The organism is Nocardioides sp. AE5 (assembly GCF_031844485.1).
Lineage (GTDB): Bacteria > Actinomycetota > Actinomycetes > Propionibacteriales > Nocardioidaceae > Nocardioides.
Genome location: NZ_JAUZVI010000003.1, coordinates 1 through 20,042, shown reverse-complemented (window position 1 = coordinate 20,042; position 20,042 = coordinate 1). Strand labels below are relative to the sequence as shown.

The window sequence follows — 20,042 nt, the reverse complement described above, 5'->3', positions numbered from 1 at the left end:
CCTAGGCGAGGCGCACGCGCGGGTCGATGAAGGCATAGGCGATGTCCACCACGATGTTCGCCACGATCACGAAGGCACCGGCGACCACCACCACACCGATGATGGTGGGCAGGTCCCAGGCGTTCGATGCCTGGACGGTGAGCAGGCCGAGGCCGGGATAGGCGAAGACTGATTCGGTGATGATGGCGCCGCCCAGGAGGCTGGCGAAGTCGAGGCCGGTCATCGTGACCAGCGGGGTCAATGCCGCCCGCAGGCCGTGCTTGAAGAGCACCTTGCGCCGCGGGAGCCCCTTGGCCTTCGCGGTGCGGATGTAGTCCTCACCCAGCGACTCCAGGACGAAGGCGCGGGTCATCCGCACATAACTGGCCAGGAAGAGCAGGGCGAGAGTGAAGGCGGGCAGCAACAGGTTGCCCAGCCATTGGCCCACTCCCCCTTCCTCTATCGACCAATAGGCCGGATAGGGCACCAGGCCCCATTTGATCGCGACGAACTTCAGCATGAAGACGCCGATGAAGAAGGAGGGGAAGGCATAGGCGACCAGGGTGAAGCCGACGATGCCGCGGTCGATGATCGACCCCTTCGTCACCGCCGAGGCGATGCCGAGCAGGACACCGAAGACGAGCCACATCACCACCGCCACCACGGCCAGTGAGATGGAGATCGGGGCAGCTTCACCGATCAGTTCATTGACCGTCTTGGCATTGAGCTTCGAATAGCCCAGGCACGGGGCGGCGCAGTGCTCCGTCTGCCCGGCACCGGTCATGTCGAAGTCGCGGCCGACCGCAATGCCCTTGACGAAGTTGCCCCACTGCTCATAGACGGGCTTGTCGTAGCCAAGGGCCTTCGCCGTGGTGGCGATCTGTTCGTTGTTGCAGATCTTGCCGCAGGCGAACTTGGCCTGGTCGACGGGTGCCGCGAAGAAGAGGACGAAGGTCACCAGGCTCAGGGCGAGCAGCAGCACCGCCCCGATTGCGATACGGCGCACGGCGTAGGCCCACATGGACAGATTCCACCTTCACTGGTCGGTCTGGTCGGGCGGGAAGGGATTCCCCGCGCCGGGTGGTGCCGGGGCGACGCGCATGCGCCGCCCCGGCACCGGTTGGAGCATCAGCTCAGTTGCTGACCCCGATCAGGCCGAGCTCCGGGTACGCCGCGGAGGCGGCGGTGGTGGTGAACCCGGTGACCTTGGAACCGTAGAGCCAGTTGAACTTCGTGATCTCGAGCGGGATGTAGGCAATCTGCTCGCCGAGGACGAGGTCGGCCTGCTGCAGGAACTCGACCTGCTCCTCGACCGTGCCAGCGTTCGCGGCCTGGTCGACCAGGGCCTCGAACTCGTCGCTCTGGAAGCAACCGTAGTCATTGCCACAGGTGGTCGACGAGATGTTCGGCCGGCTGTCGAACAGCGGCGGCAGAATCGTCATCATCGACGGCCAGTCGGCACCCCAGCCGGCCCACATGACGTCCGAGTCCTTGTCGGGCGAGGCGATCACGTCGTAGTAGGTGTCGCCCAGCGGGTCCAGGGTGACCTTGAACCCTGCGCTGTCCCAGCCCTCCTTGAGGATGGCCATCGCCTTGTCAGCGGTGGGCGTCTTCGGGTAGGAGAGCTTGATCTCGTAGCCAACCGCGCCGGCCTCCTCGAGCAGCGCACGAGCGCCGTCGAAGTTGCCGTCGTTGTTGTTGTCGTCAGCGAACGCCGGGTTGTCCGTCGCGCCCGGCAGGCCGGGGTTGACGATCGTCTCGGCCGGGGAGGCGACCTTCTCGCCACCGAGTGCCTTGACGTAACCGTTCAGGTTGGTGGCCATGGCCAGCGCCTGACGCACCTTGAGGTCGGTGACCGTCTTGGCGTTGATCACCAGGTAGGAGTTGAACGGCGAGTCGACGTTCACGTAGCGCTCGGCGACCGGGCCGGTGACCTTCGGCAGCTGCGGCGCGGTGACCCGGGCGTTGGTGATCGCCGTCTGGTCCTTGCCCGCGTCCTGGATCATCCGGTCGTTGAAGAGCTCACCGGCGGTGTCAGACGGGTTGATCTGCCAGTCGATCACGTCCGGCAGGGCGAGGCGCAGTGCCTCCGGGTCGTCGGTGGCGGGGTCGTACTGGTCGTTGCGGACCAGCTTGGCGCCGCTGTTCTTGTCCCAGGTGCCACCCTCGACCTTGTAGGGACCGTTGGAGAGGATCTTCCACTGCGACTTGGCGCCCTCGTCGAAGGACTCCTTGTAGGGGTCGACCATCATCATGCCGGCCGCGGCGAGCGGGAAGTCGGCCCACGGCTTGTTGAACCGGAAGGTGACCGTCTTGCCGTCACAGCTGACCGCGTCCTCGAAGGCCGCCTGCTGCTCCTCGGTCGCCGTGTAGGGACCGGGGTAGTCCTCGACGTCGATGTAGCTCAGCGTGTAGTTGGGGCCACCGATGATGACGTCGTTGGCGAAGACACGGCTGGTGCCGTACTGGACGTCCTCACACGTGATGTCTGTGCCGTCCTCCCACTTCACGCCGTCCTTCAGGGTGAAGGACCAGGTCTTGCCGCCATCCTCGGTGGTGCCGGTGTCGGTGGCCAGGTCGGGCACCGGGGTGTTCGACACGTCCGGGTCCTCCGACATCGGGAACGCAACCAGGCCCCGATAGAAGGTGCGCCGCCAGTTGGCCAGCTGCACGCCGTAGTAGATGCGGTGCGGGTCGGCGCTCTCGAAGGGGAACGCCTGCAGGTAGGTCAGCGTGCCGCCGGGCTCGCCCGGTTCATTCGATCCGCCACCACCGCTCTCGCCCCCGCCGCCGCAGGCGGCCAGGGTCAAGCCGACGGTGACAGCGGAGAAGACCGCTGCCCCCCGCTTCAGTTTCTTACCCATTTGCTTCCTCCTTGGAGTGTGTCGCACGGCGTGCGCCACGATCGACGACGCGGTGTCGTCGAGTTCTTCTTCCGGGTCCCGGCGATCCGATTCACCGGTGTCCCTTGGGATCGAGTGCGTCCCGCAATCCGTCACCGAGCAGGTTGAACGAGATGACGATCAACGCGATCAGGACAGCGGGGACGAAGAAGTAGACATAGACGCTGTCGGCATAGCGCAGCGAGTCGGTGAGCAGGTTGCCCAGCGTCGGGGTGGGCGGGGTGATCCCGACGCCGAGGTAGCTCAGTGCCGCCTCGGCGGAGACGAAGGCCGGCATCATCAGGGTGAAGGTGACCAGGATCGGCGCCCACAGGTTCGGCAGGATCTCCTTGAAGTAGATCCGGAACTTCGAGGCCCCGATCATCTGTGCTGCCTGGACGAACTCCTGCTCGCGCAGCGTCAGCACCTGGCCACGGACGATGCGGGCAATGCCGGTCCAGCCGAAGAGGCCCAGGACCAGGACCACGTAGACGGCGGCGGCGGGGTTGCCGTGCGGGACGTGGAGCACCTCCTCGACGAAGGCGATGCCGACGGTGGCCAGGGCCAGCAGCATGAGCACCTGCGGGAACGCCAGGGTGAGGTCGATGATCCGGCCGATGATGGTGTCGGTCCAGCCGCCGCCGGCGCCGGAGACGATCCCAGCCACGACGCCCAGGAACATCGCGATCGCGGTCGCCGAGATCGAGATGGTCAACGACAGCGTGGTGCCCAGCCACATCCGGGCCAGCGTGTCGCGCCCGGTGCCCGGCTCCACGCCGAGCCAGTGGTCACCGGAGATGCCTCCCCACGACCCGATCGGCAGGCTGTATTCGTTGATCAGGTCGGTGTCGGTGGTGAACGGGTCGATGAGGCCCAGCCACCACACGATCGGCGCCGAGATCCCGGCCACCACGAAGAAGCCCACGATGTAGACCGAGACCATGGTGAGCCGGTCCTTGCGCAGTCGCGCCAGGGCCAACTGAGTCGGGGACTTGCTGACGACCGCCTTGGACTCGACCGGGTTGGTCGGTTCATCGTTCAGGTCGCGGAAATCGTCGACGTGAACGCCAGTCCCATCGGTCATCTGCCACCTCGTCGCTTCGAATCTGCCACAGCAGGTCGGAACGGAGATGCCCGACCATCGAGTGGGACTCTAGGAGGCGCAGGGGCGCGAATCGATAACCCGCGAGTAACGATCTGGTCTCAGGTGGCGGCCGGGGGGCGGGCGTCGACGCCCGCTTCCTTCCGCTGCTGGGGCGTGATCGGGGCCGGCGCCTCGGTGAGCGGGTCGAACCCGCCGCCCGACTTGGGGAAGGCGATCACGTCGCGGATCGAGTCGGCGCCGGACAGGATCGCGATGATCCGGTCCATCCCGACCGCGATGCCGCCGTGCGGCGGGGCGCCGAACTTGAACGCCTCAAGCAGGAAGCCGAACTTCTCTTCGGCCTCCTCGGGCCCGATCCCCATCACCTCGAAGACCCGCTTCTGGACGTCCTCGCGGTGGATCCGGATCGAGCCACCGCCCAGTTCGCTGCCATTGCAGACGATGTCGTAGGCGAAGGCCAGGGCCGCGCCCGGGTCGGCCTCGAAGGAGTCGAGGAACTCCGGCTTGGGGCTGGTGAAGGCATGGTGGACCGCGGTCCACGCACCCCCACCGACGGCGACGTCACCGCTGGCCACCGCGTCGTCAGCCGGCTCGAAGAGCGGCGCGTCGACCACCCAGGTGAAGGCGAAGGCGGACTCGTCGATCAGGTCGCAGCGCCGCCCGATCTCCAGGCGTGCCGCGCCCAGTAGGGCACGTGAACCCTTGGCGGCTCCGGCAGCGAAGAAGATGCAGTCCCCCGGCTTCGCCCCGGTGTGGTCGGCCAGGCCGTCCTTCTCCGCCTCGGAGAGGTTCTTGGCGACGGGGCCGCCCAGGGTGCCGTCCTCGGCGATGGTGACGTAGGCCAGCCCCTTCGCGCCCCGCTGCTTGGCCCATTCCTGCCAGGCGTCGAACTGGCGCCGCGGCTGGTCCGCGCCGCCGGGCATCACGACAGCACCGACGTACGGCGCCTGGAAGACCCGGAACTGGGTCTGGGCGAAGTAGTCGGTGCACTCGACGAGCTCCAGGCCCATCCGCAGGTCCGGCTTGTCGGAACCGAAGCGGGCCATCGCGTCGGCGTACGTCATCCGCGGGATCGGGCGCGGGATCTCGCGGCCGACGAGCGCCCACATCTCGGCGAGCACTTCCTCCATCAGGGCGATCACGTCGTCCTGGTCGACGAAGCTCATCTCGATGTCCAGCTGGGTGAACTCGGGCTGCCGGTCGGCACGGAAGTCCTCGTCGCGGTAGCAGCGCGCGATCTGGTAGTACCGCTCCATGCCGCCCACCATGAGCAGCTGCTTGAAGAGCTGCGGGCTCTGCGGGAGCGCGTACCAGCTGCCCGGGTGCAGCCGCGCCGGCACCAGGAAGTCGCGGGCGCCCTCGGGCGTGGAGCGGGTCAGGGTCGGCGTCTCGATCTCCACGAACTCGTGGCGGTCCAGGACGTCGCGGGCGGCCTTGTTCACCTTGCTGCGCAGGCGCAGGATCCGGTTTGGCTCGCTGCGGCGCAGGTCGAGGTAGCGGTACTTCAGCCGGGTCTCCTCACCGACCTCGCCGCCCTTGGCCGAGGCGGTGTCGTCGATCGGGAACGGCAGCGTGGCGGCCGCGGAGAGCACCTCGACCTCGCTGGCGACGACCTCGATCGCCCCGGTGGCCAGGTTGGGGTTCTCGTTGCCCTCGACGCGGGCAACGACCTCGCCGGTGACCTTGAGGCAGAACTCGCTGCGCAGGCTGTGCGCGACGTCCTCGTCACGGATCACCACCTGGACCACGCCGCTGGACTCGCGCAGGTCGATGAAGGCCACCCCGCCGTGATCGCGCCGCCGCGCCACCCAGCCGGAGAGGGTGACGGTCTGGCCGACGTGCTCTGCGCGCAGTGCGCCGGCACGGTGCGTCCGCATGGGGAGGGTCACGGGTGTTGCTCCTTGGTCTGCTGGGATGGCTTGCTGCTGATCGGGTGATCAGTGATTGTCGATGTGGAGGACGGTTGGCTTCAAGTCGGTTTCGGGCGGCGACCAGGTGTCCGGGTCCGCGGCGACCTGCTCACCGGTCCGGATGTCCTTGACCTGGTGGCCACCATCGCGGTCGGTGAACCAGACGAACGGGATGCCCCGCCGCTCGGCGTACCGGATCTGCTTGCCGAACTTCTGGGCGCTGGCGGCCACCTCGCACGGTACGCCGTGGGCACGGAGCCGGTCCGCGACGGCATCGCTCTCGCCGCGCGAGGCCTCGTCGGCCAGGGCGACCAGCACGGCGCTCGGCACGGAGCGGTTGGCGACCAGCACGCCCTTGTTGACCAAGGGCACCAGGACCCGGCTGAGGCCGAACGAGATGCCGACGCCGGGGTACGTCGTACGTCCGTCGCTGGCCAGGGAGTCGTAGCGACCACCGGAGCAGATCGAGCCGAGCGACTCGTGGCCGTCCAGCCGGGTCTCGAAGACGGTCCCGGTGTAGTAGTCCAGGCCGCGTGCGATCTTCAGCTCGGCCCGGATCCGGACCTGGTCGGTTACCAGCGGTGCGCAGGCGCGCAGCAGTTTGGCCAGTTCGTCGAGCCCCTCGTCGAGGAGTTCGTTGGTGACGCCGAGCGCGCGGACCTGGGCGACGAACGAGTCGTCGTCCGTGCTGATCGCGGCCAGGGCCAAGCAGGCATCGGCCTGCTCCTCGCTGAGTCCGGCCTCGGAGAGGAGCATCGCGCGCACCTGCTCGGCGGGGACCTTGTCCAGCTTGTCGATCAGGCGCATCGCCTCGTCGATCCCGCCGTCCTCGGCGCTGAGGCCGAGGCCGGTGTAGAAGCCCTGGATCAGCTTGCGGTTGTTGACCTGGAGCGTGAATCCGGGGAGCCCGATGGCGTTCGGCCCGGTGAGGCCGGACAGCGCCGAGAGCATCACCCGGGTCACTTCGATGTCGTGGTGGAACGGCAGGGTTCCCTGGCCCACGATGTCGATGTCGGCCTGGACGAACTCCCGGAAGCGTCCGTCCTGGGGGCGCTCGCCGCGCCAGACCTTCTGGATCTGGTAGCGCCGGAAGGGGAACTCGAGCTTGCCGGCGTTCTCCAGCACGTAGCGAGCGAAGGGCACGGTCAGGTCGAAGTGGAGGCCCATCCCGGCGTCGCTGCTGGCGTCCGTCTCCTGGAGCCGGCGGAGCACGTAGACCTCCTTGGAGGTGTCCCCCTTGCGCAGCAACTGGTCCATCGGCTCGACGGCGCGGGTCTCGATGTTGGCGAACCCGTGCAGTTCGAAGGTGCGGGACAGGCTCTCGATCACCTGTCGCTCCACCTGGCGCTGGGCGGGCAGGAACTCGGGGAAGCCGCTGAGCGGCTTGGGTGCGCGGCTCACTGGTCGCTCCCCGCGTCCTGGAGGTCGAGCAGGAACGGGTTGGTCGCCCGCTCGCGTCCGATCGAGGTCTGCTCTCCGTGTCCGGGGAAGACCACGATGTTGTCGGCCAGCGGCAGCACCTTGTTGCGCAGCGACTCGAGCATCTGGGTGTGGTCGCCACCGACCAGGTCGGTGCGCCCGATCGAGCCGGCGAAGAGGAAGTCGCCGGAGAACATCAACTGCTCGACGTCCTCGTCCCCGTCGTACGCCGTCCGGTAGAGCACGGTGCCCGGGGTGTGCCCCGGTGCGTGGTCCACGACGATGGTGAGTCCCTCGATCTCGATCACCGAACCCTCCACGGCTTCGTGGACCTTGCCCGGTTCGCGGAAGTCGGGGAGGTCACCCATGCCGAACTGGGCGCGCAACATGGCCGCGGACTGGTTGGAGATGGCTGCCATCGGGTCGGCGAGCAGGTGCCGGTCGGCGGCACCGATCCACAACGGGGCGTCGTACTTGTCGGCGACCACCTGTGCCTGCCACATGTGGTCGAAGTGACCGTGGGTGACCAGGACCGCCGCCGGCTTGAGCGCGTGCTCGGCGACGAGTCGGTCCACCCCCTCGGCAGAGTCCTGGCCGGGATCGATGATGACGCACTCGCCGCCGGCCTCGGCACCGACGAAATAGCAATTGGCAGCCAGTTGGCCAGCAGGAAAGCCGGCAAGGAACACGGTGAGCCCTTCGTCGCGGGAGGATCGATACGGGGTCAGCCTAGCGAGGCCCATCAGGTCTTTGACTACGATGGGCAACCATGAGCGCGCAGCAGGAGTCCCCATGGGGTCGGGTGACCGAGGACGGCACCGTGTTCGTCCGCACTTCGGAGGGTGAGAGGTCGGTCGGGCAATATCCCGAGGGCACCCCGGAGGAGGCGCTCAAGTTCTTCACCGACCGCTATGACGCGCTCTCCTTCGAGGTCGAGTTGCTGGAGAAGCGGATCCGTTCCGGTGCGCTCTCCCCCGACGAGGCCACCCAGTCCGTGCGCACCGTGCGCGACCAGGTCCAGGATGCCAACGCGGTCGGCGACCTGGAGGCGCTGCTGCGCCGACTGGACGGCACCACCGAGGTGATTGCCACCCAGCGGGAGGCCCGCAAGGCCGAACGCGCCGCCCGGGTCGCGGAGTCGCGCACCCGCAAGGAGGCGATCGTCGCCGAGGCCGAGAAGCTGGCCACCTCCACCGACTGGCGCAACGGCGCCAACCGGTTGCGCGACCTGCTCGAGGAGTGGAAGGCGCTGCCCCGGCTGGACAAGTCCGAGGACGACGCCCTGTGGCGCCGCTTCTCCACGGCACGCACCACCTATACCCGGCACCGCAAGGCGCACTTCTCCGCCCAGCACGAGAAGCGCCAGGCAGCCCAGGTGGTCAAGGAACGGCTCGCCACCGAAGCGGAGTCGCTGGCCACCTCCACCGACTGGGGAGCCACCGCGGGACGGTTCCGGGACCTGATGCGGGACTGGAAGGCTGCCGGCCCGGCCCCACGTGACGCGGACGAGGCCCTGTGGCGTCGTTTCCGCGGCGCCCAGGATGCCTTCTTCGGCGCCCGCGACGCGGCCAATGCCGAACTCGACAAGGAGTTCGAGGCCAACGCGGAGGTCAAGGAGAAGCTGCTCGTCGAGGCCGAGGCACTGGTGCCGGTCACCGACGTCGAGGCCGCCAAGCGCGCCTTCCGCGAAATCGCCGACAAGTGGGACGAGGCCGGCAAGGTGCCGCGCGACAAGATCAAGCCGTTCGAGTCGCGGATGCGCAAGGTCGAGCAGGCGATCCGCTCGGTCGAGGACGAGCAGTGGAAGAAGTCCGACCCGGAGAAGTCGGCGCGTGCTGACGACATGGTCGGCAAGCTCGAGCAGGCGATCGCCGACATCGAGGCTGACCTGGCCGCTGCCCGCACCGCCCAGGACGCCCGGAAGGTCAAGGACCTGGAGGAGAACCTGGAGTCGCGCAAGGCGTTCCTGGAGATGGCCCGGCGGGCCTCGCAGGACTTCTCCGGCTGAGCGCCACCACCGCGACCACCACCAGCCACCCGACGCTGGCGCCGAGCCAGAGCCGTTCCCACGCCCCGGTGGCACCAATGGCGTCCATCTGGCCGATGCCGGTGAACGATGCCCAGCCGAACGGGATGGCCAGCAAGGCCACCACCCGGGTGGCGCCGCGCTCCCAGATCGCGCTGATGGCCGCGATCCCGAAGACCGCGAACATGACCAGGGCATAGAGGCCGGCCATCACGCCATGCATGCCTGCCTCGAGCGCAGCCGGGCCGCCCGCGGCGCTGCCCTGCTCCCCCAGTCCACACCCTGCCTCACCGTCACCGCAGTGGGCGCGGAAGGCGGCAGTCCCGGTGAAGAGGATCCCGGCCAGGACCAGGAAGGCGCCGGCGACCTTGGTCCGCCAGGCCGTCAGCATCACCGCGCCCGCGACCATGTGTGCCACGGCGTAGGCGATCAGGCACAACTGGCCGAGCAGCCCGACCGACGAACCCACTGCGGCCAGGCTGGAGACGTAGTCGCGCCGCATGCTGTACCCCTCGGCCGCGAGCCGGGACGCGACGACGTCCAGCGCCACGAAGGCGACAACCGCGGCGATGGTGAACAAGGCCAGCCAACGCCGCCAGCGTGCGTCCCGGACCGCGCGGGTCATTGGGTGATGCGGTAGGCGTCGAAAACCCCCGGCACCGAGCGCACTGCGCGCAGCACCGTGTCGAGGTGGAGGGCGTCGGCCATCTCGAAGGAGAACCGGCTCTTGGCGACCCGGTCACGCCCGGTGGTCAGTGACGCGCTGAGGATGTTCACGTGCACGTCGGAGAGTGCCATGGTGATGTCGGAGAGCAACCGGGAGCGGTCGAGCGCTTCGACCTGGATGTTGACCAGGAAGGTCGACTTGGCGGTCGGCTCCCACTGCACGTCGATGAGCCGCTCGGGCTGGGAGCGCAGGCTCTCAGCGTTGGTGCAGTCGTCGCGGTGCACCGAGACTCCCCCACCCTTGGTGACGAAGCCGAGGATCGCGTCGGGCGGGACCGGCGTACAGCACTTCGCGAGCTTGACCCACAGGCCGTCGGCGCCCTTGACCACGACGCCGGAGTCGGCACCACCGGCCAGGCGGCGGGAGTGGCGGCGCCCGGTGATGGTGACGCCCTCGGCGAGGTCCTCGGCTGCGCCCTGGGTGCCGCCGTGCAGGTCGATGACCTTGCGCACCACGGTCTGGGCGCCGAGGTTGCCCTCGCCGACGGAGGCATAGAGGGCACTGACGTCGGCGAGCTTGAGGTCCTCGGCCACCTGGGTCAGCGACTCGTGCGAGAGCAGCCGCTTGATCGGCAGGCCCTCCTTGCGCATCACCTTGGCGATCTGCTCCTTGCCGCGCTCGATCGCCTCCTCGCGGCGTTCCTTGGTGAACCACTGGCGGATCTTGGAGCGCGCCCGCGGCGACTTGACGAAGGTGAGCCAGTCACGCGAGGGCCCGGCGTTGGGGGCCTTGGTGGTGAAGACCTCGATCACGTCGCCGTTGTCGAGGCGTGACTCGAGCGGCACCAGGCGACCGTTGACCCGGGCGCCGATGGTGTGGTGGCCGACCTCGGTGTGCACGGCGTACGCGAAGTCGATCGGGGTGGCATCGGTGGGCAGCGCGATCACGTCGCCGCGCGGGGTGAAGACATAGACCTCGGCACGGTTGATCTCGAAGCGCAGCGACTCCAGGAACTCGCCCGGGTCCTCGACCTCGTGCTGCCACTCGAGCAACTGGCGCACCCAGGACATGTCGGTCCCGTCGTCGGTGCCTGCGCGACGATCGGTGTCGACCCCGTTGCGGGTGTCCTCCTTGTACTTCCAGTGCGCGGCGACGCCGTACTCGGCACGGCGGTGCATGGCGAAGGTGCGGATCTGCATCTCCACCGGCTTGCCCTGCGGGCCGATGACCGTGGTGTGCAGGGACTGGTACATGTTGAACTTCGGCATCGCGACGTAGTCCTTGAACCGCCCCAGCACCGGGTTCCACCGCGAGTGGACGACACCGAGCGCGGAGTAGCACTCGCGGTCCTCCTCGACCAGGATCCGGATGCCGACCAGGTCGTAGATGTCGGAGAACTCCCGGCCACCGACGATCATCTTCTGGTAGATCGAGTAGTAGTGCTTGGGGCGCCCGGTGACCCGCGCGGAGATCTTCGCCTCCTTCAGGTCCGCGGTCACCTGCTCGATCACCTCGGCCAGGAACTGGTCCCGTGACGGCGCCCGCTCGGCGACCATCCGGACGATCTCGTCATAGATCTTGGGGTGCAGGGTGGCGAAGGCCAGGTCCTCGAGTTCCCACTTGATCGTGTTCATGCCCAGCCGGTGGGCCAGCGGCGCGTAGATGTCGAGGGTCTCGCGGGCCTTGCGCTCCTGCGTCTCCTGCTTGACGTAGCGCAGCGTGCGCATGTTGTGCAGCCGGTCGGCAAGCTTGATCACCAGCACCCGGATGTCGCGCGACATCGCCACGATCATCTTGCGGATGGTCTCCGCCTGCGCCGAGTCGCCGTACTGGACCTTGTCCAGCTTGGTCACCCCGTCGACCAGGCGGGCGACCTCCTCGCCGAAGTCGGCCGTCAACTGCTCCAGCGTGTACGCCGTGTCCTCGACGGTGTCGTGCAGCAGCGCGGCGACCAGGGTCGGCTCGGTCATCCCGATGTCGGCCAGGATCGTGGTTACCGCCAACGGATGGGTGATGTAGGGGTCCCCGCTCTTGCGCATCTGCGGGCCGTGCATCTTCTCGGCCGTCACGTAGGCGCGCTCGAGCAGCGCCAGGTCTGCCTTGGGATGGTTGGCCCGCACCGCACGGAAGAGCGGTTCGAGGACCGGGTTGCCGACCTGCTGGCGCGAACCGATCCGCGCCAGCCGTGCGCGCATCCGACGACCCGTCTGGGAGCCGATCGGCTCGGCGGCGGACGTGTCGTCGGTCATTGCGCCAGTCTAGTCAGAGACCGGCCGGATCAGTCCTGCACCCGTCAGTCCTGGGGGAAGAGCGGATACTCCACACCCGTGATGTGCTGGACCACCCGGACGACCTGGCAGCTGTAGCCGAACTCGTTGTCGTACCACGCATAGACCACCGCGTGCTTGCCGTCGACGATCGTGGCGTTGGCGTCGATGATGCAGGCCGCGCGCGAGCCGACCAGGTCGGTGGAGACCAGGTCAGGGGAGGCGACGAAGTCGATCTGGCGCTTCATCGCCGAGTGCAGCGACGTCTCGCGCAGGTATTCGACGAGTTCGTCGCGGCTGGTCTCCTGCTTCAGCGTCAGGTTGAGGATCGCCATCGAGACGTCGGGGGTGGGCACCCGGATCGCCGACCCGGTGATCAGGCCGCCGAGTTCGGGCAGCGCCTTGGCCACGGCCGAGGCGGCGCCGGTCTCGGTGAGCACCATGTTGAGCGGCGCGGAGCGGCCGCGGCGGTTGCCCTTGTGGTAGTTGTCCAGCAGGTTCTGGTCGTTGGTGAAGGCGTGCACAGTCTCCACGTGGCCGTGCTCGACGCCGTACTCGTCGTTGATCGCCTTGAGCGCCGGGACGATGGCGTTGGTGGTGCACGAGGCGCAGGAGAGGATGTCGTCGTCGGCACTGAGGGTGTCGTGGTTGACGCCGTGGACGATGTTCTTGACGTCGCCCTTGCCCGGCGCGGTCAGCACCACCTTGGAGATGCCGGGACGCTTGTGCTTGGACAGCCCCTCGCGGTCACGCCACTTGCCGGTGTTGTCGATCAGGACGGCGTTGGAGATGCCGTGATCGGTGTAGTCGACCTCGGAGGGGTCGTTGGCGTAGATCACCTTGATGGTGTTGCCGTTGGCGCAGATGCTGTTGGTCTCGGTGTCGATGTGGATCGAGCCGTTGAAGGCCCCGTGCACCGAGTCGCGGCGCAGCAGCGAAGCGCGCTTCTTCAGGTCGTCGTCGCCGGCCTTGCGGACGACCACGGCGCGCAGCCGCAGGCCGTTGCCCGAGCCGGACTTCTCCACCAGCAGGCGCGCCACCAGGCGACCGATCCGGCCGAACCCGTAGAGGACGACGTCACGCGGGCCCTCCTGGACGATCTTCGCCTCGCCGGTGGCCCCGGCGAGCGCGCGGGCGACGTAGTCGGCGACCGAGAGGCCCTCGTCGTTGGAGGCGTAGGCAACGGCGAGCTTGCCGATGTCGACGCGGGCAGGCCCGAGGTCGAGCTCGGCCACGGCCGCCAGGATCGGCATGGTGTCCTCGATGCCCAGCTCGCGACCCTCGACCTGGCGCACGTAGCGGTGGGTCTTGAGGATGCTGATCACGGACTTGTTCACCAGCGAGCGGCTGTGGACCAGGATGGTCACGTCACGCTCGCGGTAGAGCTGGCCGATCATCGGGATCATGGCCTCGGCCAGGGCCTCGCGGCTCTTCCAGGTGGCGAAGTGGTCAGACGTCACGGCTCGTTCCTCGGTTTCGTGGTTGTTGTACACATGTCACACCTGGCCGATCGCAAGCAGCGGCAGGTCGCCGACTGCCTCACGCCCGGGCAGGAAGGTCAGTTCCAGCAGGACGGCCACCGCATGGGCCGTGCCGCCGCACTTCTCGATCAGTTCGCGGGTGGCGGCCACGGTGCCGCCGGTGGCGAGTACGTCGTCGACCAGCAGCACGCGCTCCCCCGGGGCCACCGCGTCGCAGTGGAGTTCCAGGGTGGCCGAACCGTACTCGAGGTCGTAGGAGACGCCGTACGCCTCGCGCGGCAGCTTGCCTGCCTTGCGGACCGGGACGAACCCGACGCCGAGGGCCAGCGCCACCGGGGCGGCGAGGATGAACCCCCGCGCCTCCATCCCGACGACCTTGTCGACCACGACGCGGCCATCGGCGTCACGCCCGGCCGCGGCGAGCGCGTCCACGACGGCGGTGAACCCGTCATGGTCGGCCAGGAGCGGGGTGATGTCCTTGAAGACGACACCGGCCTCGGGATAGTCGGGGACGTCGGCGATGAGGCGTTCGGCCGCCTCCCGGGCGCGCTCAGTCAGGTTCAACGGGGCTCTCGTCCTCGTCGTGCTTGGGCGGGATCCCCGCGACCGCGGCCCGGGCGATGGTGACCACCACGTCGGGGGCGACCCGCAGGCCGACCTTGTCGTCGTCGACCGAATCGATGACGCCGAAGAAACCACTGTTGGTGATCACCTCGTCACCCACGTTGAGCGCGGCCTGGACGGCGCGGAGTTCCTTCTGCCGCCGCGATGCCGGCCGGATCACCAGCAGGTAGAAGATCGCGAAGATCGCGATGATGGGCAGCAGGGAGTAAAGGTCGTTCAAGGGAACCTCAGACGCTCGGGGCAGGACCGTGGGCCAGTCTAACCAGCGATCACTCCTCGAAGAGAGTTGCATCCGTCACGGGGGCGGCCGGCGGGGTGAGGCCCAGGTGCGCCCAGGCCGCCGGAGTCGCGATCCGGCCGCGCGGCGTACGGGCCAGGAGGCCGTTGCGGACCAGGAACGGCTCGGCGACCTCCTCCACCGTCTCGCGCTCCTCCCCCACCGCCACGGCCAGGGTGGACAGGCCCACCGGCCCGCCGCCGAAGCGTCGGCACAGTACGTCGATCACCCCCCGGTCGAGGCGGTCCAGGCCGGAGGCATCCACCTCGTAGAGGTCGAGCGCCTTCTGGGCGACCTCGCGGGTGACGGTGCCGTCGGCGCGGACCTGGGCATAGTCACGGACCCGGCGCAGCAACCGGTTGGCGATCCGGGGGGTGCCGCGGGATCGGCCGGCGATCTCTGCGGATCCCTCCGGGGTCAGGTGTACGTCGAGGAGTCCGGCGCTGCGGTTGACGATCAGGTCCAGGTCCTCGGGCTCGTAGAACTCCAGGTGGGCGGTGAACCCGAACCGATCGCGCAGCGGGCCCGGCAGGAGGCCAGCGCGCGTGGTGGCGCCGACCAGCGTGAACGGCGGGATCTCCAGCGGGATCGCGGTGGCACCCGGCCCCTTGCCGATGATGACGTCGACGCGGAAGTCCTCCATCGCCATGTAGAGCATCTCCTCGGCCGCGCGCGACATCCGGTGGATCTCGTCGACGAAGAGCACGTCGCCCTCGTTGAGTCCGGAGATGATCGCGGCCAGATCACCGGCATGGGTGATGGCCGGGCCACTGGTCAGGCGCAACGGGGTGCCCATCTCGGCGGCGATGATCATGGCCAGGGTGGTCTTGCCGAGGCCGGGCGGACCGGAGAGCAGCACGTGGTCCGGCGTCCTGCCGCGGCCGCGGGCGGCCTCCAGGACCAGGCCGAGTTGTTCGCGCACGCGTTGCTGGCCGATCACCTCGTCGAGGCTCCGGGGCCGCAGGGCGGCCTCGATGGCCCGTTCGTCGCCGGCCGCGTCGGCGGCGGTGATCCGGGCGATCTCGGCCTCTTCTGCCTCGGTGAGCCGGTCCAGGTGGTCCATCCTCACGCCTTTCGCATGCTCTGCAGCGCGGCGCGGAGCAGGGCGCCGACGTCAGGCTGGTCCCCTGCGTCGGGGGCGACTGCCTCAACCGCCTTCTCGGCCTCCTTCGCCGACCATCCGAGCCCGACCAGGCCCTGGTGGACCTGCTCGCGCCAGCCCGTGGCCGGGGCCGATACGCCGCTGCGCGAGGCCGGGCGTCCGGTCGGTGCGCCGATCCGGTCCTTGAGTTCCAGGATGATCCGCTGGGCGCCCTTCTGGCCGATGCCGGGCACCTGGGTGAGCATCTTGGTGTCCTCCCCGGAGATGGCGTTGCGCAGGTCCTCCGGGCTGAGCACGGCCAGGGCTGCCTGGGCCAGCTTGGGGCCGACGCCGCTGGCGGTCTGCAGGAGTTCGAAGCAGGCCTTCTCGTCGTCGTCGAGGAACCCGAAGACGGTGAGCGAGTCCTCGCGGACCACCATCGAGGTGGGCAGCAGTGCCTCCTCGCCGGTGCGCAGGGTGGCGAGCGTGCCCGGCGTACACATGAGTTCCAGGCCGATGCCACCGACCTCGACGACGGCGCTGTTGAGGGTCACCCCGGCGACCTTGCCGCGGACGAATGCGATCACTGGGCGTGCTCCTTGCCTGTGGTGGTCCTCAACGCTTGCCTGCCTTGAGGAGGGCGGCCTCGATCCGCGACTGGGCTCCCCCGCGCCAGATGTGGGTGACGGCCAGGGCCAGTGCGTCAGCCGCGTCGGCGGGCTTGGGGGGTGCGGTGAGCCGGAGGATGCGGGTCACCATGGCGGTCACCTGGGCCTTGTCGGCGCGTCCGTTGCCCGAGACCGCGGCCTTGACCTCGCTCGGGGTGTGCAGTGCGACGGGGATGCCTCGGCGCGCGGCGCAGACCATGGCAATGCCGCTGGCCTGGGCGGTCCCCATCACGGTGCTGACGTCCGAGCGCGCGAAGACGCGCTCGATCGCAACGGCGTCGGGCTGGTACTCCTCGATCCAGGCATCGACGCCCTTCTCGATGGTGACCAGGCGGATCGGGACCGGCACGTCGGACGACGTACGCAGCACGTTGACGTCGACCATGGTGAGCGGTCGCCCGACCTCACCGTCGACCACACCCATGCCACAACGGGTCAGACCGGGGTCGATCCCGAGCACGCGCATTCCGCGCCACCTTCCCTTTCCGCAACCATCGCCGGCGGCCATGATGGCCACCCGGCGTCCGAACACCTGTTCGGACACACGCTAACAACCGGGTGCGACAGTGGGCGGCGCGACACGCGCGGGCTCAGTCCTCGGCGGCCTCGAGCTCGGCCATCACGTCCTCGGGGACGTCGATGTTGGAGAAGACGTTCTGCACGTCGTCGAGGTCCTCGAGTGCGTCGATCAACCTGAAGACCTTGGTCGCGGCCTCCGCATCGACGGGGATGTCGAGGCTGGCGACGAACTCCACCTCGGCGGAGTCATAGTCCAAGGAGGCCGACTGGAGCGCGGAACGGACCGCGACCACGTCGGTGGCCTCGGAGAGCACCCGCCACGCCTCGCCGTGGTCGGTGACGTCCTCGGCGCCGGCGTCGAGGGTGGCCTCGAGGACGTCGTCCTCCTCGATGGTCTTCTCGTCCTGGCTCTTGGGCACCAGCACGACGCCCTTGCGGGTGAAGAGGCGCGAGACCGAGCCGGGGTCGGCCAGGGTGCCGCCGTTGCGGGTCACCGCAGTGCGGACCTCCATGGCGGCACGGTTGCGGTTGTCGGTCAGGCACTCCACCAGGAGCGCGACGCCGGCCGAGCCGTAGACCTCGTACATGATCGTCTCGTAGTCGACGCCGCCACCTTCGAGACCACCACCGCGCTTGACCGCTGAGTCGATGTTCTTGTTGGGCACCGACTGCTTCTTCGCCTTCTGGATGGCGTCGAAGAGGGTGGGGTTTCCGCTTGGGTCAGGACCACCCATCTTGGCGGCGATCTCGATGTTCTTGATCAGCTTGGCAAAGAGCTTGCCGCGCTTGGCATCGATGACCGCCTTCTTGTGCTTCGTGGTTGCCCATTTGGAGTGGCCGGCCATTGGTCTCCTGTCTAAGACTGCTCGACGATGTCCACGAAGTAGCGATGGATCCGGTCGTCCCCACTCACTTCAGGGTGGAAGGACGTTGCCATCAGGTGGCCCTCGCGGACAGCGACGATCCTACCTGTTGCGGGGCCCTGCTCGACCCGGGCGAGCACCTCAACGCCCTCGCCTGCCCGGTCCACCCACGGCGCGCGGATGAAGACGGCGTGCACCGGGTCGGCGAATCCGTCGAATGCGACGGGTCCCTCGAAGGAGTCGACCTGACGCCCGAAGGCGTTGCGCCGCACCGTGATGTCGAGGCCGCCGAGCGTCTCCTGGTCGGCCGTGCCGTCGAGGACCTCGCCCGCCAGCATGATCATCCCGGCACAGGTGCCGAAGGTCGGCATCCCCTCGGCGATCCGCTCCCGGAGTGGCTCGAAGAGCTCGAAGGTGCGGGCCAGCTTGTACATCGTGGTCGATTCGCCGCCGGGGATGATCAGCCCATCGCAGCGGGCGAGCTCGGCGGGCCGACGTACGCCAATCGCCTCCGCGCCGAGGTTGGTCAGGGCGTGCAGGTGCTCGCGGACGTCGCCCTGGAGGGCGAAGACTCCAATGGTGGCAGGCATGGCGGGATCATCCCACCGGTGCCGTGGGGCGTTGCGGGTGCCTACCCTCGAACCATGTCGTTCCTCGATCGTCCCTGCCCGGTCATCTGCGCCCCGATGGCCGGGGCGTCCACGCCTGCACTGGCTGCGGCGGTGTCGTCGGCCGGCGGGCTGGGCTTCCTCGCAGCGGGGTATCTCTCCGCTGCTGCGATGGCCGACGAGGTGGCGGCGTACCGCGCGCTGTGCGATGCGCCCGTGGCGGTCAACCTGTTCACGCCGCAGGTCGACCGGACCCTCGAACTGGCGCCGTCGCTGGCGGCCTATCGCGCGACGCTGGAACCGGTTGCCGCGCGCCTGGGCACCACGCCGGGCGAGCCGGTCCACGACACGGATGCCTTCGAGGAGAAGGTTGCGTGGTTGGTGGCCAACCCGGTGGACGCGGTGTCGCTGACCTTTGGTTCGGTGCCTCCCGAGTCGGTGGCGGCGTTGCAGGCGGTGGGCACGCGGATCGGTTTCACCGTCACCTCGGCACACGAGGCGCAACAGGCCGCGGGGCTGGGCGCCGACTTCCTCATTGCGCAGGGCTTCGAGGCAGGTGGCCACCGTGGCCCCTGGAACGTCTCGGATGTGCCCAACACGCTCACGGCAGTCGAGGTAACGCGTGCGGTGGCCTCGGCGACGGGTCTGCCGGTCATGGCCGCCGGCGGGGTCGATGGCCCCGAAGCCGTGCGTGCGCTGCTGGCAGCTGGCGCCGAGTCGGTCGCCGCGGGGACACTCTTCCTCGCCTGCGAGGAGTCCCGGGCGCCCGCGGCCCACAAGGCTGCGTTGGCCTCGGGCGAGTTCACCTCGGCCGTGGTCACCCGGGCCTTCAGCGGACGGTTCGCCCGGGCGCTGGTCAATGACTTCGTGCGCGAGTACGACGGCACCGCGCCGTCGGCGTACCCGAACGTGCATCACATGACGAAGCCGATCCGGGCTGCGGCCGCAGCTGCAGGGGATGTGCAGGCGATGGCATTGTGGGCTGGCGCGGGCGTTGGGCGGGCCCGATTCACCCGCGCGGCCGAGGTCGTTTCCGCACTCAACGGTTGATCATCGCGCCGAAACTGCCCGGGCGCCGCTGCCAGTGCGCTGCCACCTCGACCCGGCCCTCGTCGAAGTGTGCAGCCAGGCCGTGGCGGGCGAAGGAGGCGACCACGAGGTCGAGCAGGTCGTCGCCGGCAGCGACGTTGGCTCCGCTGACATGCCACACGTTGACTTCGAGCATGCCGGCGTCGACGGCGTGCCAGACGTCCTGCGGCAGGAACCAGGCAACGCCGCGCTCCGGCGTACGTGTGCGGAGCACCTCGCGCGCAGCCCAGTGGTCCAGGCAGCCCTGGAGTACGACGACACCTGCGGTCTCCAGGTCGGCGAATGCTGCCTGGAGCCGGTCGTGGTCGGTGGTCTCCGGCCACGACGCAGCGTCGGCGAGCCATGAATCCTGCTCCTCGGCGAGCCACTCCTGTCCCGTCTCCACCGGCAGCCAGGGCAACTCGTCGCGGAAGGCGCGCTCCACCTCCTCCGTCAACGCGGCGTCATTGAGCAGACCCGCGCGGAGGTTGTCGCGCACGAAGAGACGTACGTGCTCCTCCCGGCGCTTGCGCGATTCGGAGCCGGAGCGGGGACCTAGACGCATGAAATCAGTCAATCAGGATCGGGCCAGAGCAAG

General features: G+C 68.6%; 19 protein-coding genes. 2 read left to right on the top strand and 17 right to left on the bottom strand.

The features are described from left to right. Nucleotide 1: 1 nt before the first annotated feature. The 6 genes from Q9R27_RS05860 to Q9R27_RS05835 form a co-directional block, all read right to left on the bottom strand. Nucleotides 2-1,000 carry an ABC transporter permease gene (locus Q9R27_RS05860; RefSeq protein WP_311251415.1) on the bottom strand — a complete coding sequence of 333 codons (999 nt, stop codon included), beginning with the start codon at nucleotides 998-1,000 and terminating at the stop codon, nucleotides 2-4. Between the two features lie 112 nt (nucleotides 1,001-1,112). Next, nucleotides 1,113-2,843: an ABC transporter substrate-binding protein gene (locus Q9R27_RS05855; protein ID WP_311251414.1), complete on the bottom strand. Its 1,731-nt coding sequence runs from the start codon at nucleotides 2,841-2,843 to the stop codon at nucleotides 1,113-1,115. Nucleotides 2,844-2,934: 91 nt separating this feature from the next. Then, nucleotides 2,935-3,945 carry an ABC transporter permease gene (locus tag Q9R27_RS05850; protein ID WP_311251413.1) on the bottom strand — a complete coding sequence of 337 codons (1,011 nt, stop codon included), beginning with the start codon at nucleotides 3,943-3,945 and terminating at the stop codon, nucleotides 2,935-2,937. 119 nt (nucleotides 3,946-4,064) lie between these two features. Next, nucleotides 4,065-5,843 carry an aspartate--tRNA ligase gene (aspS, locus tag Q9R27_RS05845; RefSeq protein WP_311251737.1) on the bottom strand — a complete coding sequence of 593 codons (1,779 nt, stop codon included), beginning with the start codon at nucleotides 5,841-5,843 and terminating at the stop codon, nucleotides 4,065-4,067. Nucleotides 5,844-5,903: 60 nt separating this feature from the next. Continuing rightward, nucleotides 5,904-7,277 carry a histidine--tRNA ligase gene (gene hisS / locus Q9R27_RS05840; RefSeq protein ID WP_311251412.1) on the bottom strand — a complete coding sequence of 458 codons (1,374 nt, stop codon included), beginning with the start codon at nucleotides 7,275-7,277 and terminating at the stop codon, nucleotides 5,904-5,906. Continuing rightward, a complete protein-coding gene (locus Q9R27_RS05835; protein ID WP_311251411.1) occupies nucleotides 7,274-8,038 on the bottom strand; it encodes an MBL fold metallo-hydrolase in 765 nt (254 codons plus the stop codon). The genes hisS and Q9R27_RS05835 overlap by 4 nt, the downstream gene beginning before the upstream one ends. Before the next feature lie 26 nt (nucleotides 8,039-8,064). Between Q9R27_RS05835 and Q9R27_RS05830 the strand changes: the two genes are divergently transcribed. Further along, nucleotides 8,065-9,303, top strand: a complete 1,239-nt coding sequence (locus Q9R27_RS05830; RefSeq protein ID WP_311251410.1) for a DUF349 domain-containing protein — start codon at nucleotides 8,065-8,067, stop codon at nucleotides 9,301-9,303. Here Q9R27_RS05830 and Q9R27_RS05825 read toward each other — a convergent pair. The 10 genes from Q9R27_RS05825 to pdxT form a co-directional block, all read right to left on the bottom strand. Next, on the bottom strand, nucleotides 9,221-9,946 hold the full coding sequence (locus Q9R27_RS05825) for a DUF998 domain-containing protein (RefSeq protein ID WP_311251409.1): 726 nt from the start codon (nucleotides 9,944-9,946) through the stop codon (nucleotides 9,221-9,223). The two genes, Q9R27_RS05830 and Q9R27_RS05825, sit on opposite strands and share 83 nt — an antisense overlap. After that, the gene (locus Q9R27_RS05820) at nucleotides 9,943-12,237 is read right to left on the bottom strand and encodes a RelA/SpoT family protein (RefSeq protein WP_397219650.1); all 2,295 of its coding nucleotides are present in this window, start codon (nucleotides 12,235-12,237) and stop codon (nucleotides 9,943-9,945) included. The genes Q9R27_RS05825 and Q9R27_RS05820 overlap by 4 nt, the downstream gene beginning before the upstream one ends. A gap of 44 nt (nucleotides 12,238-12,281) precedes the next feature. Continuing rightward, entirely contained in the window at nucleotides 12,282-13,715 is a 1,434-nt protein-coding gene (locus Q9R27_RS05815) for a glyceraldehyde-3-phosphate dehydrogenase (protein ID WP_311251408.1), read from the bottom strand. 36 nt (nucleotides 13,716-13,751) lie between these two features. After that, on the bottom strand, nucleotides 13,752-14,294 hold the full coding sequence (locus Q9R27_RS05810) for an adenine phosphoribosyltransferase (protein WP_311251735.1): 543 nt from the start codon (nucleotides 14,292-14,294) through the stop codon (nucleotides 13,752-13,754). After that, nucleotides 14,287-14,580 (bottom strand): preprotein translocase subunit YajC, encoded by a 294-nt coding sequence (yajC, locus tag Q9R27_RS05805; RefSeq protein WP_311251407.1) that lies wholly within the window; start codon nucleotides 14,578-14,580, stop codon nucleotides 14,287-14,289. Before yajC ends, Q9R27_RS05810 begins: the two co-directional genes overlap by 8 nt. A gap of 49 nt (nucleotides 14,581-14,629) precedes the next feature. Next, nucleotides 14,630-15,700 (bottom strand): Holliday junction branch migration DNA helicase RuvB, encoded by a 1,071-nt coding sequence (ruvB, locus tag Q9R27_RS05800; protein WP_311251406.1) that lies wholly within the window; start codon nucleotides 15,698-15,700, stop codon nucleotides 14,630-14,632. Between the two features lie 2 nt (nucleotides 15,701-15,702). Next, the gene (gene ruvA / locus Q9R27_RS05795) at nucleotides 15,703-16,305 is read right to left on the bottom strand and encodes a Holliday junction branch migration protein RuvA (RefSeq protein ID WP_311251405.1); all 603 of its coding nucleotides are present in this window, start codon (nucleotides 16,303-16,305) and stop codon (nucleotides 15,703-15,705) included. 28 nt (nucleotides 16,306-16,333) lie between these two features. Beyond that, nucleotides 16,334-16,852: a crossover junction endodeoxyribonuclease RuvC gene (ruvC, locus tag Q9R27_RS05790; protein ID WP_311251404.1), complete on the bottom strand. Its 519-nt coding sequence runs from the start codon at nucleotides 16,850-16,852 to the stop codon at nucleotides 16,334-16,336. Nucleotides 16,853-16,976: 124 nt separating this feature from the next. Next, nucleotides 16,977-17,750, bottom strand: coding sequence for a YebC/PmpR family DNA-binding transcriptional regulator (locus Q9R27_RS05785; RefSeq protein ID WP_311251403.1), 774 nt, complete (start codon nucleotides 17,748-17,750; stop codon nucleotides 16,977-16,979). Nucleotides 17,751-17,761: 11 nt separating this feature from the next. Further along, on the bottom strand, nucleotides 17,762-18,358 hold the full coding sequence (gene pdxT / locus Q9R27_RS05780) for a pyridoxal 5'-phosphate synthase glutaminase subunit PdxT (RefSeq protein WP_311251402.1): 597 nt from the start codon (nucleotides 18,356-18,358) through the stop codon (nucleotides 17,762-17,764). A gap of 54 nt (nucleotides 18,359-18,412) precedes the next feature. Between pdxT and Q9R27_RS05775 the strand changes: the two genes are divergently transcribed. Continuing rightward, a complete protein-coding gene (locus tag Q9R27_RS05775; RefSeq protein WP_311251401.1) occupies nucleotides 18,413-19,426 on the top strand; it encodes a nitronate monooxygenase in 1,014 nt (337 codons plus the stop codon). Here Q9R27_RS05775 and Q9R27_RS05770 read toward each other — a convergent pair. After that, nucleotides 19,416-20,009: a DUF6891 domain-containing protein gene (locus Q9R27_RS05770; protein WP_311251400.1), complete on the bottom strand. Its 594-nt coding sequence runs from the start codon at nucleotides 20,007-20,009 to the stop codon at nucleotides 19,416-19,418. The two genes, Q9R27_RS05775 and Q9R27_RS05770, sit on opposite strands and share 11 nt — an antisense overlap. Nucleotides 20,010-20,042: the final 33 nt, after the last annotated feature.

What these genes read in the sequence shown, in the direction of transcription:
- Q9R27_RS05775 (WP_311251401.1), top strand. Translation starts at nt 18,413, where the DNA reads ATGTCGTTCCTCGATCGTCCCTGCCCGGTCATCTGCGCCCCGATGGCC.
- ruvC (WP_311251404.1), bottom strand. Translation starts at nt 16,852, where the DNA reads ATGCGCGTGCTCGGGATCGACCCCGGTCTGACCCGTTGTGGCATGGGT.
- Q9R27_RS05770 (WP_311251400.1), bottom strand. Translation starts at nt 20,009, where the DNA reads ATGCGTCTAGGTCCCCGCTCCGGCTCCGAATCGCGCAAGCGCCGGGAG.
- Q9R27_RS05850 (WP_311251413.1), bottom strand. Translation starts at nt 3,945, where the DNA reads ATGACCGATGGGACTGGCGTTCACGTCGACGATTTCCGCGACCTGAAC.
- Q9R27_RS05860 (WP_311251415.1), bottom strand. Translation starts at nt 1,000, where the DNA reads ATGTGGGCCTACGCCGTGCGCCGTATCGCAATCGGGGCGGTGCTGCTG.
- aspS (WP_311251737.1), bottom strand. Translation starts at nt 5,843, where the DNA reads ATGCGGACGCACCGTGCCGGCGCACTGCGCGCAGAGCACGTCGGCCAG.
- Q9R27_RS05825 (WP_311251409.1), bottom strand. Translation starts at nt 9,946, where the DNA reads ATGACCCGCGCGGTCCGGGACGCACGCTGGCGGCGTTGGCTGGCCTTG.
- ruvB (WP_311251406.1), bottom strand. Translation starts at nt 15,700, where the DNA reads ATGGACCACCTGGACCGGCTCACCGAGGCAGAAGAGGCCGAGATCGCC.
- Q9R27_RS05830 (WP_311251410.1), top strand. Translation starts at nt 8,065, where the DNA reads ATGAGCGCGCAGCAGGAGTCCCCATGGGGTCGGGTGACCGAGGACGGC.
- Q9R27_RS05835 (WP_311251411.1), bottom strand. Translation starts at nt 8,038, where the DNA reads ATGGGCCTCGCTAGGCTGACCCCGTATCGATCCTCCCGCGACGAAGGG.
- Q9R27_RS05785 (WP_311251403.1), bottom strand. Translation starts at nt 17,750, where the DNA reads ATGGCCGGCCACTCCAAATGGGCAACCACGAAGCACAAGAAGGCGGTC.
- Q9R27_RS05855 (WP_311251414.1), bottom strand. Translation starts at nt 2,843, where the DNA reads ATGGGTAAGAAACTGAAGCGGGGGGCAGCGGTCTTCTCCGCTGTCACC.
- Q9R27_RS05820 (WP_397219650.1), bottom strand. Translation starts at nt 12,237, where the DNA reads ATGACCGACGACACGTCCGCCGCCGAGCCGATCGGCTCCCAGACGGGT.
- pdxT (WP_311251402.1), bottom strand. Translation starts at nt 18,358, where the DNA reads ATGCCTGCCACCATTGGAGTCTTCGCCCTCCAGGGCGACGTCCGCGAG.